Origin of the sequence: Kitasatospora sp. NPDC059088, from assembly GCF_042738155.1 — a bacterium.
Taxonomy (GTDB): domain Bacteria; phylum Actinomycetota; class Actinomycetes; order Streptomycetales; family Streptomycetaceae; genus Kitasatospora.
The window spans coordinates 26,486-40,460 of the sequence record NZ_JBHYGR010000033.1 but is presented as its reverse complement, the minus strand read 5'-3'; the positions used below and the strand labels follow the sequence as shown (position 1 = coordinate 40,460).

Genomic DNA, 13,975 nt, shown 5'->3' with positions numbered 1-13,975 from the left:
GACCCGGGCCGCCCCCGGCCCCGCCCAGGGGTGGTCAGCCGCCGGTGCGGGCGGCGGCCGGGGCGGTGGCGCGGCGTCGGCCGCGGGCGGTGGCGGCGGCCAGGGCGAAGCCGAGCGCGGCGGCGAGGAGGTGGCCGACGGTGGTGAACTCAGGCAGGGGGCCCGGCCACTCCTCGTCGCCGGTGAGCGGCCAGGCGAGCACGAAGGCGGCCCAGGGCAGTCGGGCCCAGCGGGGCAGGGCGAGGGTGGCGAAGGCGAGGGCGCCCTGGGCGCCGTAGCTGATGCCGTAGTCGGAGGCCGCCCGGACGCTCTCCGGGTACCAGCCCTGGTGCAGGGCGAAGAGGATCACCAGGGCGGTGACCAGGGTCGCCCCGACGTGCCCGGCGAGGAAGACGGCGGCGGCGCGGGGCGTGCCGAAGCGGCGTTCGGCCCAGGCCAGGCCGACGACGATGCCGAGGCCCAGGGTGATCAGGGTGCCGCCGAAGCCGGTGGAGGTGATGTCGGTGAGCGTGCCGTCGTACAGCAGGGCGCTGCCGGCCAGGGCGCGGACGGGGTGGTCGTGCAGGTTGTCCAGGTTGGTGCTGATGTAGGCCCGGAGGTCGTCGGCCTGCTCCTCGGTCAGCCCGTACTCGACCCAGGCGTGCCCGAGGAGCAGCAGCGCGACGTAGACGAAGGTCAGCGGTGAGCGCCGCGGGTACGTGCGGACGGCGCGCAGCAGCGTGCTGAGGAGCCCCAACGGGGGTCGAGCGTTCATGTTCTGATGGTGTCCCGGTCGAGCGGCTGGTCCCGGCCGGCCCGGATGCGGCCGGCCTCCTCGGGACAGTACCGAACCGCGCTGCCGGATGCTCGCGGGGCCCTCAGCGGATCCGGCGGGCGAGCGTGGCGGTGAACGGGCGGGGGGAGAGCGAGGCGCTGCGCTGGGGGCGGACGGGCCTGCCGGGGGTGGGGGTGACGGTCCAGTGGGCGGCGATGCTGGCCAGCGCGAGGGCGGCCTCGGTGCTGCCGAAGGCCTCGCCGATGCAGCGGCGGGCGCCGAGGCCGAAGGGGGTGTAGATGCCGGGGGCCGGGCGGGCGGTGGTGAGCCAGCGGTCGGGGTCGAAGCGGTCGGGGCAGGGGAAGAGGTCGGCCCGGCGGTGCAGCAGGTACGGGCTGTACAGGACGGTGGCGCCGGCCGGGAGGGGGTGGCCGCCGAGCTCGGTGGCGGTGGTGGTGGTGCGGCTGAGGATCCAGGCCGGCGGGTGGAGCCGCAGGGTCTCGCTGACGATCCGGGCGGTGAGCGGCAGGGCGGGCAGGTCCTGGTGGCGGGCGGGGCGGCCGTCGAGGACGGTGTCGAGCTCGGTGTGCAGGCGCTCGCGGACGGCGGGGTTGGCGGCGAGCAGGGTCCAGGCCCAGGAGAGGGTGGCGGCGGTGGTCTCCATGCCGGCCAGCAGGAAGGTGACCACCTGGTCGTGGACCTCGTCGTCGGACAGGCCCCGCCCGTCCTCGTCGCGGGCGCCGAGCAGCATCGAGAGCAGGTCGTGGTGGTCGGTGCCGGCGGCGCGGTAGTCGGCGATCAGGCGGTCGGTGATCTCCCGGAGGTCCCGCCGGGCGCGGGCGAAGCGGCGGTTGCCGGGGGTGGGGACGCGGTCGGCGCCGGGCAGCGGCAGCACCATCCGCTGGGCGACCCCGCGGGCGACCTGGTCCATGGCGGCGTGGACGGGCAGCGAGCCGGCCCGTTCGTGGGCGGCGAACAGGCAGCGGGCGGTGACGGCGGTGGAGAGGCGGTACATCGCGGCGGGCACGTCGACCACGTCGCCGTCGCGCCAGCCGCCGGTGGTGGCGGCGATCTCCTCGGCCATCAGGGCGGCGTAGCCGGGCAGCCGGTCGCGGTGGAACGCGGGCTGGAGCATCCGGCGCTGGCGCCGGTGGTCGGCGGCGGGGCAGGTGGCGAGGCCGTTGCCGAAGGCCTCGCGGGCCTTCTCGACGACGATGCCGCCCTTGTCGTAGGTGCGGTCCTCGGTGAGCAGGCGGCGCACCAGGTCGGGGTGGCAGACGACGTACGCGGTGAGCGGGCCGAGCCGGATCCGGACGAGGTCGCCGTGGGCGGCCAGGCCGGCCACGAAGTCGGGCGGGTTGCGGAGCAGGGCGGGGGCGTGGCCGAGCAGGGGGAGCGCGCCGGGGGCGGTGGCCGAGGTGTAGCGGGCGGTGGGGCGGTACTGGGTGGGCACGGGCGTCACCTAGGGGAGGGCGGGTCGGTCGGGCGTCGGTGATCTTTCCCGGCGGCCGCCGGTGAAACGGTCCGCGAACGGCGGGTGGGGTGAACGCGGGGGCGCAGGCCGAACGTCCGTGCGCCGGGGCGGCCTTGACGTTCCGGCGCCGAGCCCGGCTGACAGCCCGGCTGACAGCCCGGCGCGGCCCGGTCGACGCTCGGGGCGGGGTGGGACCGGCGGAGGGTCCGGACGGCGGTTCCGGGGGCGGGCGCAGGGGGTTTCCGCGCGTGGTGCCGCGCGCCTACACTGCGAGCTCCGCACTATTACCGGCTGGTACTACCGGCTGGTACCGCCAGTCAGTTCGGTACTACCGGTAGGGAGTTGGGATGGCCGACGAGCGGGCCCACGCGTTCACCGACGACGCCCTCGGCGCACACGACGCCGTGGCACTGGCCGCCCTGGTCCGGGCCGGTGCGGCGCACCCCCGGGAGCTGGTCGCGGCCGCCGTCGCCCGCGCCGGGCGGATCGACGCCGCGCTGCTGCCCGTCGCCCACGCCGCCCACGACCGGCCCCGGATCAGCCGGGCGGGCATCGACGGCCCGCTCTGGGGCGTGCCGACCTACCTCAAGGACAACGTCGACCTGCGCGGCCTGCCGACCGGCATGGGCAGCGAGGCCTTCCGCGCCCGCCCGGCCCGCCGCAACGCGCCCTTCGCCGACCAGCTGCTGTCCACCGGCCTGGCCGTGCTCGGCAAGACCCGGCTGCCCGAGTTCGGCCTGAACGCCTCCACCGAGTTCGCCACCGCCCAGCCGGTGCGCAACCCCTGGAAGACCTCCCACTCGCCCGGCGCCTCCTCCGGCGGCGCGGCCGCGCTGGTCGCCGCCGGAGTGGTGCCGATCGCCCACGCCAACGACGGCGGCGGCTCGATCCGCATCCCGGCGGCCTGCTGCGGCCTGGTCGGCCTCAAGCCCACCCGCGGCCGGCTGGTCACCAACGCCCAGGGCGGCAAACTGCCGATCGACCTGGTCACCGACGGGGTGCTGACCCGTACGGTGCGCGACACCGCCGCCTTCTTCGCCGCCGCCGAACGCCACCACCGCAACCCCGGGCTGCCCCCGCTCGGCCTGGTCGAGGGCCCCGGCGGGCGCCGGCTGCGGATCGGGCTGGTGGTCGACTCGCCCACCGCCAAGACCGACGAGGCGACCCGCCGGGTGGTCGAGGAGACCGCCGCCCGACTGGAGGCGATGGGGCACCGGGTGGTGCCCACCACCCTGCCCTTCGGCGAGGAGTTCTCCCGCGACTTCCTGGCGTACTGGGGCTACATCGCCTGGGTGATCGCGCTCACCGGCCGGGTGCTGCTCGACCCGAGCTTCCGGGCCGGGAAGCTGGACGGGCTCACCACCGGGCTGCGCAACGGCTTCCGGGCGGAGTTCCGGCGCACCCCGGGCGTGCTGCGCCGACTGCGCCGGGCCGAGGCCGTGTACGCGGGGATCTTCCGCGAGTACGACGCGATCCTCTCCCCGGTGCTCGCCCACACCGCCCCGCCGATCGGCCACCTCAGCCCCAACGTGGCCTTCGACGAGCTGGTCGACCGGCTGCTGCGCTACGTCGCCTTCACCCCGGTCAACAACGTGACCGGCGGCCCGGGCATCGCGCTGCCCGCCGGGGCGGCGCCGGGCGGCCTGCCGATCGGGGTGCACCTGTCGGCCGCGCACGGGCAGGAGCGGCTGCTGCTGGAGCTGGCCTACGAGCTGGAGGCGGACCGGCCCTGGCGGCGGATCCAGGACTGACCGGCGCGGGCCCCGGCCCGCCGCGCCGCGGCGGGCCGGTCAGGAGGCCGCGACCGCCCGGGCCGCGTGCACCTCGTGGTGCAGCCGGGCCAGCGCGCAGTCCGGCGCCGGCGGGTCCGGGTCGCCCGGGGGCAGCGGCGCGCCGGTGCGCAGCGCCTCGGCGAGGTCGGTCAGCTCCCGGGCGACGGCGCCCACCTCGGCCGGGGTCGGCGCCGGGGCCCCGTGCTCGACCCGCACCCGGGTGGCGGTGGTGGTGTCCACGATCCGCTCCACCGCGATCACCAGCGGCCACCAGGCCTCCGCCCGGGCGCCGACCGGCGGCGGCTCGGTCAGCGCCCGCTGGAACTCGCTGCGCACCGCGGAGAGGTCCCGGTAGAGCCGGCGCCGGTAGCGGGCCCGGGCCGGCCCGTCGTGGCCCGGCGCGGTGGTGAAGGCCAGCGAGACGTACGAGGCGGTGTCCTGGACGGCGTCGGCCAGCCGGTCGCCGATCCGGGTGTGCCAGGACTCCGGCCAGAGCAGGTAGCCGGCCAGCAGGGCGATGCCGCAGCCGATCAGCGAGTCGTAGAGCCGGGGCAGCACCAGGTGGAAGCCCTGGTGGTTGAGCAGGTCGGAGAGCATCAGGATGACCGGGGTGATCGCGGCGGTCTGGAACGCGTACCCCTTCGCGGACAGCACCGGGATCAGCGTGGCGAGCGCCGCCATCACCGGGACGTCCCACCAGCCGTGCGGCACCTCGGCGAGCACCGGCACGGCGACCAGCAGCCCGGCGGCCGTCCCGAGCGCGCGCAGCACCGCGCGGGAGAACACCGAGCCGAAGTCCGGTTTCAGCACGAAGGTCACCGTCAGCGAGACCCAGTACGAACGTGGCACGGCGATCACCGACACCAGCACCTGGGCGAGCCCGATGCACAGGGCCAGCCGCAGCCCGTACCGCCAGGACGCGCCGGAGAGCAGCAGTGCCCGGGCCGTCCGGCGGGCCCGTACCCGCAGCCCGGCGGGCCGGCCGAGCCGGTCGTCGGCGGCGTACGGGTCGGGGTCGGCCTCGTGCACGACCGTGGCGGCGTGCCCGATGGCCTCGGCCAGTGCCCGGGTGGACGGGCCGCGCGGCTCGGGCAGTTCGGGCAGCCCGAGGACTCCGGGTGGCCCGGGCGGCGGGGACGGGCCGCCGGGGCCCCGCTCGACGGCGGCGGCCAGCGCGCGCACCGCCGCCGGGTAGGCGGGCGGCAGCGGACCCTCGGCGGGCGGGCGCAGCTGGGCCGCGGACGCGCCCTCGACCACCGGGATCAGCGCGTTGAGCTGGGCGAGCAGGCGCACCAGGGTGGGCGAGCGGCCGTGCCGGCGGGCGCGGCGGGCCAGCAGCAGGTCGTAGGAGTGGTCGAGCGCCCGGGTGAGCTCCCGGCGCCGGTCCTCGTAGCCGGGTGAGCCGGCCGCCTCCAGTAGTCCGGCGACCGCCCGGTAGGTGTCGGCCACCGTCGCGCGCTCGGGCGTGCCGCCGCGGAAGGGCCAGGCGAGCAGGGTCAGCGCGAGCACCAGCAGGCCGCCGAGCAGCAGCAGGGCGGGCGGCAGCCACCACGGGGAGGGCATCGGCAGGCCGGCCCCGACCACGGCGTTCAGCAGCAGGAGCAGGCCGGAGACGGAGGCGACCGCGCCGATCGAGGAGATCATGCCGGACACCAGCGCGACCACCGTCAGCACCACCACGGCCGTCCAGCCGGTGCCGAACACCTGGGTGCCGACCAGCACCCCGAGGGCGCCGAACAGCTGCGGCACGGCGATGTTGAACACCCGCATCCGGTAGGCGTCGGCGGTGTCCCCGATCACCCCGGACAGCGCGCCCATCGACACCAGCGCGCCGTAGCCGGTCCGGCCGGTGGCGGTGCCGACGGCGAGCGGGGCGGCGAGCGCCACCGAGGCGCGGGCCGCCGCGGCCCAGGGGACCGGCGCGGCCCGGGGCCGCAGGCTCGCGGTCAGCCAGCCGGGCGGGGCCGGCCGGGGCCGTGCCGGTCGGGGACGGGTCCGTCGGGGAGGTGCCGGCCGGGTGCGTGCCACAGACCCAACGTACGTGCGCAACGGATGTGGGGCGCGTGGGGTTCACCTCCGCGCGATTATGTCAATTCTCGAAACATACCCGGCCTTATGTCAGTCTCCGAAACATAAAGCGAACCTCCAGAACCGCCGTGAACTGCGCTGATTCCCAATCGGTAACCTGCGGGAAAGGGTTGACACCATTAGTTGGTCTAGTCCAACGTATGGGGAAGCGCGGTCCGGCGCAGGCTGATGTGGGGTGAGTGCCCTTGCCGGACGGGTGAGTTGGCCCCCTGACGTGGCGTTGTGCGCCGCTCGGGGGCCGAGGCGAGAAGGAGCGCATGCGGACGGGGAACCGGTCCGCGCACCGAATTCCCCTTCCGGCCGACGACCGGCCACCGGCTCGCCGCGCCCGCACCGGGCGCCCGGGAACGCGCTGCATCGACCACGAACCACGGAGTGACCGCCCATGCCGAGCCCTGACGAACACCCCGAGGAATATCTGTACCGGGCCGCCTCCGCGCGCCCCTACTTCAGTGCCGACACCGAGAGCTACCTCGCCTCCGACGCCCTGCGCGAACTGCGCAAGAAGCACCCGCTGCGGGTGCTCTCCGAGGAGGACTTCGCGCACTGGCAGACCTACGGCCACGTCGTGGTCCGGCAGGCGATCCCGGCCGCGGCCGCGCAGCGACTGCTCGACTTCGCCTGGGAGTTCCAGGGCCTGTCGCCCGACCGCCCCGAGGACTGGTACCGCGAGCGCGACCACCGCGACGAACTCGACCGGCACCTGCACATCTACGGCTTCGTCGAGGCCTACCACCACCAACTCATCTGGGACAGCCGCCAGTCGCAGCGCGTCTACGACGCCTTCGTGGACGTCTGGGACTGCGAGGAGCTCTGGGTCACCCTCGACCGGCTCAACCTCAACCCGCCGAACGTCCGCAACCGCGACCGCGCCCTGATCGAACCCACCGACAAGGGCTTCGACATCGAACTGCACTGGGACGTCGACACCACCCGCGCCATGCTGCCCCAGCGCGTCCAGGGCATCATCGCGCTCAACGACACCGCCCCCGACCACGGCGGCTTCCAGTGCGACCCGGAACTGTTCCGCCGCCACAACGAGTGGCAGGCCGCCCAGCCCGCCGACCGCGACCCGATCCGCCCCGACATCGACCGTGCCGAGTTCCCGGTCGTCCGGCCCGAGTTGAAGGCCGGCGACCTGCTGATCTGGAACGGCCTGCTCGCCCACGGCGTCGCCCCCAACACCTCCGCGAACGGCGTGCGCTCGGTGCAGTACCTGTCCATGATGCCCGCCCTGGAGGAGGCCGAGCCGCTGCGCCGCTCCCGGGTCGAGTCCTGGCGCACCCTCGCCACCCCGGACTGGAACCGCACCCTGGTCGGGGACGCCGAGCGGCCCGAGGCCCTGCGCTACGGACCGGCCGAACTCACCGAACTGGGGGAGAAGTTGCTCGGCCTGCGGTCCTGGACCGGCCGGACCTTCGAGGACTCGGCCGCCGAGCAGCCCACGGGGGAGCGGGAATGCACGCCGTCTGCCTGACCCTGCCCACCAACCGCGCCTGCGCGGACACCATCACCACCGTCGGCGCCGAAGCCGCCCACGCCGCCCGGACCTTCGGTGTCCGGGTGCACCTCCTGGTGCTCGACTCCGCCGACCCGGCGGACCGCGCCCGGCACGCCGCCGCCGTCGCCGCACTGCCGCCCACCGAAGGCGTGGTCACCCACCACCTCGACGAGGACGCCCAACGCGCCTTCCTGCGCGAGGTGATCGAGCGCACCGCCCACCCCGACCCGGACCGGCTGCTCGACCTGATGCTGCCCGACGCCGTCTCCTACGGCGCCTGCACCAACCGGGCCTTCCTGCTGGCCGCGGCCCTCGGCTGCGCCTCCGTGCACCGCCGCGACTCCGACAGCCGCTACCAGTGGCACGACGGCGCCCCCGTCTTCCCGATCGACCACGAACTCTCCACCATCGGCCTCAAGGCCGCCGACGCGGCCGCCGCCGTCACCGAGCACACCCTCGACCCGGCCGACGCCGACAAGCCCGTCGCCCTGGTCGGCGCCTCCTTCATCGGCGAACTCTCCGTCGACCTCGGCGAGATCCGCGCCCTCGACCCGGACGTCTACCACGACCTGGTCGCGCTCTGGGCGCCCACCGGAGCCACCGAGCAGGAGCGGCGCGAACTCGTCGCCGACTCCTTCACCGGCGCCGGAACCGACCCGTTCACCGTCGACCGCGCCGTGCTCGGCCGGCCCGACATCTGGCGGATCGACATGTGCAACATCGCCCTCGACCACGAGGTCTACGAACGCGTCCCGCTGCCGCCCGCCACCGACACCATCGGCAGCGACTACTTCCTGCACCACCTGGTGCACGACGCCACCCTGCCCGGGGTGACCCACAACCGGCACATCGTCAACTACTACACCCCGGAACGGCGCACCGACTCCGGCTTCACCGCCTACCAGGAGCGCTACGCCAAGTTCCTGCTCTCCATGCTCTACCTCCACCCCGTCTACTCCGAGATGGAACGGGCCGGCGACGCCCTGCTGGACGAGCACCACCACGTCCGCCCCGGGGTGATCGCCGACTCCGCCCGCCGCAGCGCCACGACCGACCGCGCCGAGAACCACCGGCGGCTCGCCGAGCTCGACCGCTGCTACCGGCAACTCGGCGGAAAGTACGCCGAGTTCGCCGACCACCTGGCGCCCCGACGGGCGCAGCTGCTCGACCGGGCGCAGGCCGACATCGAGGACTTCGCCCTGCTGATCGACGCGTGGGGCCCGCTCGTGCGAGCGAGCCGGACCGCCCCCGCCGACCGGCTGCAGGGTCAGGGCCTGTCCGGCGGATCCGGCCGGGCCCGCGACGCCTGAGCACGCACCTCGCTGCGTTGTCGTCAGTCGCCGATGCTCCGCATGGACTCCATCCTCCGCCTTGCGATGCACGCACTCAGACGCCGCGGTCTGGTCCGACCAGATCCGCCGGACAGGCCCAGCCGCACCGGGAGTTCACACGTGATATCTCAGACCACCGAACCGCGCCCTGCCACCGAGCCGCACCGCTCCGCCGGGCCGCACCGCTCCGCCGAGCCCCGGCGCTCGGCCGAGCCGCGCCACATCCCCGAGCAGCGTCACGCCGCCGGGGCGCAGCACGCCGCCGAACCGCGCGAGCGGGCCGACCGGGGGAGGGCCAACCACCGCGCCCCGACCGCCTCCGCCGCCGTGCACGCCGACCGGGCGCCCCGGCCCGACCAGCACGACCACACCGCCCTCCGGGCCGCGCTCGCCGCCGCCACCGAGGACACCGTCATCTACGACCTCGACGGCATCGGCCGCCAGTACGCCGCCCTGGGCACCGAACTGCCCGGCGTCGCCGTCCGGTTCGCGATGAAGGCCTGCCCCGTCGACGAGGTGCTCGGCCACCTCGCCCGGCTCGGCTCCGGCTTCGACGCCGCCAGTCCGCAGGAGATCGCCCAGGCGCTGCGCACCGGGGTGGCCCCCGGGCTGATCCACTACGGCAACACCATCAAGTCCGACCGCAACATCGCCGAGGCCTACCGGCTGGGCGTGCGCGAGTTCGCCACCGACAGCCTGGAGGACGTCGCCGCGATCGCCGAACACGCCCCCGGGTCACGGGTGTTCTGCCGGATCGCGACCACCGGCGAGGGCGCCCTGTGGGGCCTCAGTCACAAGTTCGGCTGCTCGCCCGAGGACGCCCTGCGGGTGCTCGGCGCCGCCCGCACGGCTGGGCTGGTGCCCTCCGGGCTGTCCGTGCACGTCGGCTCCCAGCAGATGACCGCCGAGGCCTGGACCGCGGCGATCGACTCGCTGGCCGCCGTCCTGGAGGCGCTCAACTGGCGCGGCATCACCCCGGACCGGATCAACCTCGGCGGCGGACTGCCCGCCCTCGGCGTCCTCGACCGGGGCGGCCGCCCGCTCGAACCGCCGCTGGACAAGATGTTCACGGTGATCCGCGAGGGCATGGACCGGCTGCGCGCCGTCAACGCCGCCCCGCTGGACTTCGTCCTGGAACCCGGCCGCCACCTGGTCGCCGACCACGGCGCGATCCGCGCTCACGTCGCCCGGCTCTCCTCCCGCCACCGGCTCGACGGCACCCGCGAGGACTGGCTCTACCTGAGCTGCGGGAAGTTCAACGGCCTGTACGAGATGGACCAGTTGCAGTACCGGCTGGAGTTCCCCACCCACCCCGGCGGGCAGTTCGTCAACGCCGTGGTGGCCGGCCCGACCTGCGACAGCGACGACGCGTACGCCCAGGAGGACGGCGCGGTGCGCGTCCCGCACGCGCTCGCCTCCGGCGATCCGGTCTGGATCCACTCCTGCGGCGCCTACGCCACCGCCTACGCCACCCGCGGCTTCAACGGCTTCCCGCCGCTGCCGTACACCTGCGTCGGCGGCGACCACCCCGAGGAGGGGCGCGGATGAGCGACACCCGGATCCGGCTGCTCCGCGAGGAGGACTGGCCGGACGTGATCGCCGCCGAGGAGCGCGCCTACGCCGCCAGCGGCCTCTCCGAGGGCGGTGCGGCGCTGCGCTCCCGGCACCGCGCCTCGCCGTCGACCTGCTTCGTGCTGGAGGACGCGGACGGCTTCGCCGGCTACCTGCTCGCCCTGCCGTACCCGCTGTTCCGCTGCCCGGACCTCAGCCTGGCGTCCGCGGGCGCCGTGGTGCGGACCACGGAGAGCAACCTGCACGCCCACGACCTGGTGATCGCCGAGCGGGCGCGCGGCCGGGGCCTGGCCCCGCGGCTGCTGCGGCACCTGGAGGAGTGCGGCCGGGCGGCCGGCCACCGCACCCTCTCGCTGGTCGCCGTGCGCGGCTCCGAGGTGCTGTGGACCGGCCTGGGCTACCGCGCCCGGCCGGAGATCGGGCTGCCCGCGAGCTACGGCGCCGTGGCCGTCTACATGGCCAAGCCGCTGGACCGCGCCCCGAACCCCGCGGACCCGACCCCCGGATCCGCACCCAGAGCCGAAGTGGGCTGATGCACATGACCTCCCCCGCGCGCGACGAGTTCCGCCGCTCCCAACTGGCCATCGGCGCACTGTTCTTCGCGCTCGGCTTCCAGTACGCGACCTGGGTGTCCCGGGTGCCCGCGCTCAAGGCGCGGCTCGACCTGGGCGAGGCCCAGATCGGCCTGCTGCTGATGACCTGCGGGATCGGTGCGGCGGTGTCGTTCCCGCTGGTGGCGGTGCTGATGCGGCGGTTCGGCTCCCGGCTGCTCTCGGTGCTGTCGGCGCTCGCCCTGGGCGTGGTCCTGCTCGCCCTGTCGGTGGTGCCGAACTACCCGGTCACCCTGCTGGTGCTGTTCTTCGACGGCGTCGCCGTCGGCTGCCTGAACGTGGCGATGAACGCCCAGGGCGCCGCCCTGGAGGCCCGCTTCGAGCGCACCACGATGTCCAGGCTGCACGCCACGTTCAGCGCCGGCTCGCTGCTGGCCGCCCTGCTGGCCTCCGGCGTCAACGCCTTCACCGGCAGCCTCGCCGTCCACTTCGGGCTGGCCACCGCCCTGCTGGCGGTGCTGGCGCTGGCCGCCCGGCCGGGCCTGCTGGCCGAACGTCCGGACGGGGCCGGGAACCCGGACGGGGCCGAGCACCCGGACGGGGCCGCCGCCCCCGCGGAGCAGGCCGGGAGGAAGACCCGTCGCGGCTTCGCCCTGCCGGCCGCGGCCACCCTCTGGATGGGCCTGGCGATGGTCTTCGGCACCGTCACCGAGGGCGCGATGAACGACTGGTCGGCGCTCTACCTCAAGGACGTGGTGGACGCCGGTGCCGGACTCGCCCCGCTGGGCATCGCCGTCGTCTCGGTGATGATGGTCTGCGCCCGGATCTTCGCCGACGGCTGGCGCACCCGCTTCGGCGACGGCCGGATCGTCCGCACCGGCAGCCTGCTGGCCGGCCTCGGCCTCGCCCTCGCCCTGCTGACCGGCGGCGTGGTGCCGACCCTGCTCGGCTTCGCCTGCGTGGGCCTCGGCGTCGCCGCCGTCACCCCCTGCGTCTACGTCGCCGCCGCCCGCCAGGGCTCCGACGCGCTCTCCCTGGTGGCGGCGATGGGCACCACCGGCCTGCTGGCCGGCCCCGCCGTGATCGGCTTCATCGCCGGCGGCACCAGCCTGGTCTGGGGCATGGCCGCCGTCGCCGCCTCCGCCGCGGTGGTCTCGCTCTGCGCCACCCGGATCACCTGGCCGCAGCCCGCCGCGCCCGCGCCGGAACCCCGGCTCGCCGCCGAGGCCGGCTGACCGACCGGCGGTCCACCCCCCAGCCCTCGCCCGGCACGCCCGTACCCCCCGTTGCGGCGCGCCGGGCGAGCCCTTTCCCGCCGCGGGCCGACCGGACGCCGACCCCTGACGCGCGGGGTCGGGGTCAAGTCCCGGCGAGGGAAGGGTGTCTGACGGGGTGTGGGGAGGGCGGTCTTCTAGAGTCGCCTGCGGTACGACCGTACGACGGTGTGACCGAGAGCCGTACGAGCCGCGAGTGAAGGAAGAGCAGCATGACCGAGCAGGCGCCCGAGCCCTACCAGCCCGTCGACGAGGACTGGCGGACCGCCGTGGCGATCGTCGCCCACCCCGATGACATGGAGTACGGCGGCGCGTCGGCCGTCGCCCGCTGGACCGCCCAGGGCAAGCAGGTGGTCTACGTGATGGTCACCAGCGGCGAGGCCGGGATCGACTCGATGGACCCGGAGCGGTGCGGCCCGCTGCGCGAGGCCGAGCAGCGCGCCTCCGCGCGGGTGGTCGGGGTGGAGACCGTCGAGTTCCTCGGGCACCCGGACGGGGTGGTCGAGTACGGGCTGCCGCTGCGCCGCGACATCGCCCGGGTGGTCCGCCGGCACCGGCCGGACATCGTGATCACCAGCAACTTCCGGGAGACCTACGGCGGCACGTTCCTCAACCAGGCCGACCACATCGCGGTCGGCCGGGCCACCCTGGACGGCGTGCGCGACGCCGGCAACCGCTGGGTGTTCCGCGACCTGCTGGACGAGGGCCACCAGCCCTGGAACGGCGTCCGGCAGATCTGGGCGGCCGCCTCGCCCGAGGCCCGGCACGCGGTGGACACCACCGACACCTTCGACCTGGGCGTCGCCTCGCTGGAGGAGCACAAGGCGTACCTGGCCGGGCTGGGCGGGGCGATGGCGGACGCCCGGGAGTTCCTGGAGGGCTTCGGCCGGGGCGCGGGCACCCGGCTGGGGACGCGCTTCGCGGTGCCGTTCGAGGTGTTCCCGCTGGGCTAACCGCCCTCGGGCCGGTCGGAGTCCTCGGGCCGGTCGGGGTCCTCGGGCCGGTCGGACGGCCTGCCGGCGTCGGCGTCCTCGCGGCGCCGGCGCCGGTAGCGCAGCACCTGCCGCAGCAGGAACGCCGCGACCAGGACGCCGAGTCCGATCGCGAACCAGAGCTGGTAGCGGAGCGCCGTCCGGTAGACCGCGCCGATGTTGGCCCCGGCGACGTACCCGAAGGTGCCCCAGACGGCCGTCCACAGCACCGCGCCCAGCAGATTGAAGACGGCGAAGCGGCGCCAGGGCATCTCGGTGGTCCCGGCGATGATGCCGTTGTACTGGCGCAGCCCGTCCACGAAGCGGGCGACCGTGACGACCTTGCCGCCCTGCCGGGCGAAGAAGCCGTCGGCGCGTTCCATCCGGGCCGGGGTGAGCAGCACGTAGCGGCCCCAGCGGTGGACGAAGGCGCGCCCGCCGGTGTGGCCGATCAGGTAGCCGAGCATGTTGCCGAGGGTGGCGGCGGCCGCCCCGATCAGCAGGACGGCGGCGAGGTCCAGGTGCCCGGTGCCCGCGTACACCGCGGCGAGCACCAGGACGGTCTGCCCGGGCACCGGGACGCCGCAGTTGTCCAGCAGCACGAGCAGCGCCACCGCCAGGTACCCGTAGTGGTCCAGCAGTGGCGCGAGCCCGGCGAGCGCTCCGGGTAGCGGGGTCGTGGGGGAG

The 13,975-nt window shown here is 75.1% G+C and carries 11 protein-coding genes; 7 read left to right on the top strand and 4 right to left on the bottom strand.

Annotated elements, in window-relative coordinates; all coding sequences use genetic code 11:
- Positions 1 to 34: 34 nt before the first annotated feature.
- Together ACFWXO_RS17290 and ACFWXO_RS17285 are read right to left on the bottom strand one after the other, a co-directional pair.
- Positions 35 to 754 (bottom strand): rhomboid-like protein, encoded by a 720-nt coding sequence (locus ACFWXO_RS17290; protein WP_380524751.1) that lies wholly within the window; start codon positions 752 to 754, stop codon positions 35 to 37.
- 103 nt (positions 755 to 857) lie between these two features.
- Complete coding sequence (locus tag ACFWXO_RS17285) at positions 858 to 2,207, bottom strand: cytochrome P450 (RefSeq protein WP_380524750.1); 1,350 nt, start codon at positions 2,205 to 2,207, stop codon at positions 858 to 860.
- Between the two features lie 368 nt (positions 2,208 to 2,575).
- Here ACFWXO_RS17285 and ACFWXO_RS17280 point away from each other — a divergent pair, with 368 nt between their 5' ends.
- Positions 2,576 to 3,979, top strand: a complete 1,404-nt coding sequence (locus ACFWXO_RS17280) for an amidase (RefSeq protein ID WP_380524749.1) — start codon at positions 2,576 to 2,578, stop codon at positions 3,977 to 3,979.
- A gap of 39 nt (positions 3,980 to 4,018) precedes the next feature.
- Here the strand turns inward: ACFWXO_RS17280 and ACFWXO_RS17275 are convergent, their stop codons facing one another.
- The gene (locus tag ACFWXO_RS17275; protein WP_380524781.1) at positions 4,019 to 5,950 is read right to left on the bottom strand and encodes an FUSC family protein; all 1,932 of its coding nucleotides are present in this window, start codon (positions 5,948 to 5,950) and stop codon (positions 4,019 to 4,021) included.
- A gap of 523 nt (positions 5,951 to 6,473) precedes the next feature.
- Between ACFWXO_RS17275 and ACFWXO_RS17270 the strand changes: the two genes are divergently transcribed.
- From ACFWXO_RS17270 to ACFWXO_RS17245, 6 genes are all read left to right on the top strand, one after another.
- The gene (locus ACFWXO_RS17270) at positions 6,474 to 7,565 is read left to right on the top strand and encodes a phytanoyl-CoA dioxygenase family protein (protein ID WP_375886136.1); all 1,092 of its coding nucleotides are present in this window, start codon (positions 6,474 to 6,476) and stop codon (positions 7,563 to 7,565) included.
- Positions 7,547 to 8,899: a DUF6271 family protein gene (locus ACFWXO_RS17265; protein ID WP_380524748.1), complete on the top strand. Its 1,353-nt coding sequence runs from the start codon at positions 7,547 to 7,549 to the stop codon at positions 8,897 to 8,899. Before ACFWXO_RS17270 ends, ACFWXO_RS17265 begins: the two co-directional genes overlap by 19 nt.
- Before the next feature lie 348 nt (positions 8,900 to 9,247).
- The gene (locus ACFWXO_RS17260) at positions 9,248 to 10,468 is read left to right on the top strand and encodes a type III PLP-dependent enzyme (RefSeq protein ID WP_380524780.1); all 1,221 of its coding nucleotides are present in this window, start codon (positions 9,248 to 9,250) and stop codon (positions 10,466 to 10,468) included.
- Entirely contained in the window at positions 10,465 to 11,025 is a 561-nt protein-coding gene (locus ACFWXO_RS17255; protein WP_380524747.1) for a GNAT family N-acetyltransferase, read from the top strand. Before ACFWXO_RS17260 ends, ACFWXO_RS17255 begins: the two co-directional genes overlap by 4 nt.
- Entirely contained in the window at positions 11,025 to 12,278 is a 1,254-nt protein-coding gene (locus ACFWXO_RS17250; RefSeq protein ID WP_380524746.1) for an MFS transporter, read from the top strand. Before ACFWXO_RS17255 ends, ACFWXO_RS17250 begins: the two co-directional genes overlap by 1 nt.
- 251 nt (positions 12,279 to 12,529) lie before the next feature.
- Entirely contained in the window at positions 12,530 to 13,270 is a 741-nt protein-coding gene (locus ACFWXO_RS17245; RefSeq protein WP_380524745.1) for a PIG-L deacetylase family protein, read from the top strand.
- Here the strand turns inward: ACFWXO_RS17245 and ACFWXO_RS17240 are convergent.
- Positions 13,267 to 13,902, bottom strand: a complete 636-nt coding sequence (locus tag ACFWXO_RS17240) for a DedA family protein (protein WP_380524744.1) — start codon at positions 13,900 to 13,902, stop codon at positions 13,267 to 13,269. The genes ACFWXO_RS17245 and ACFWXO_RS17240 overlap by 4 nt on opposite strands.
- Positions 13,903 to 13,975 lie beyond the last annotated feature (73 nt).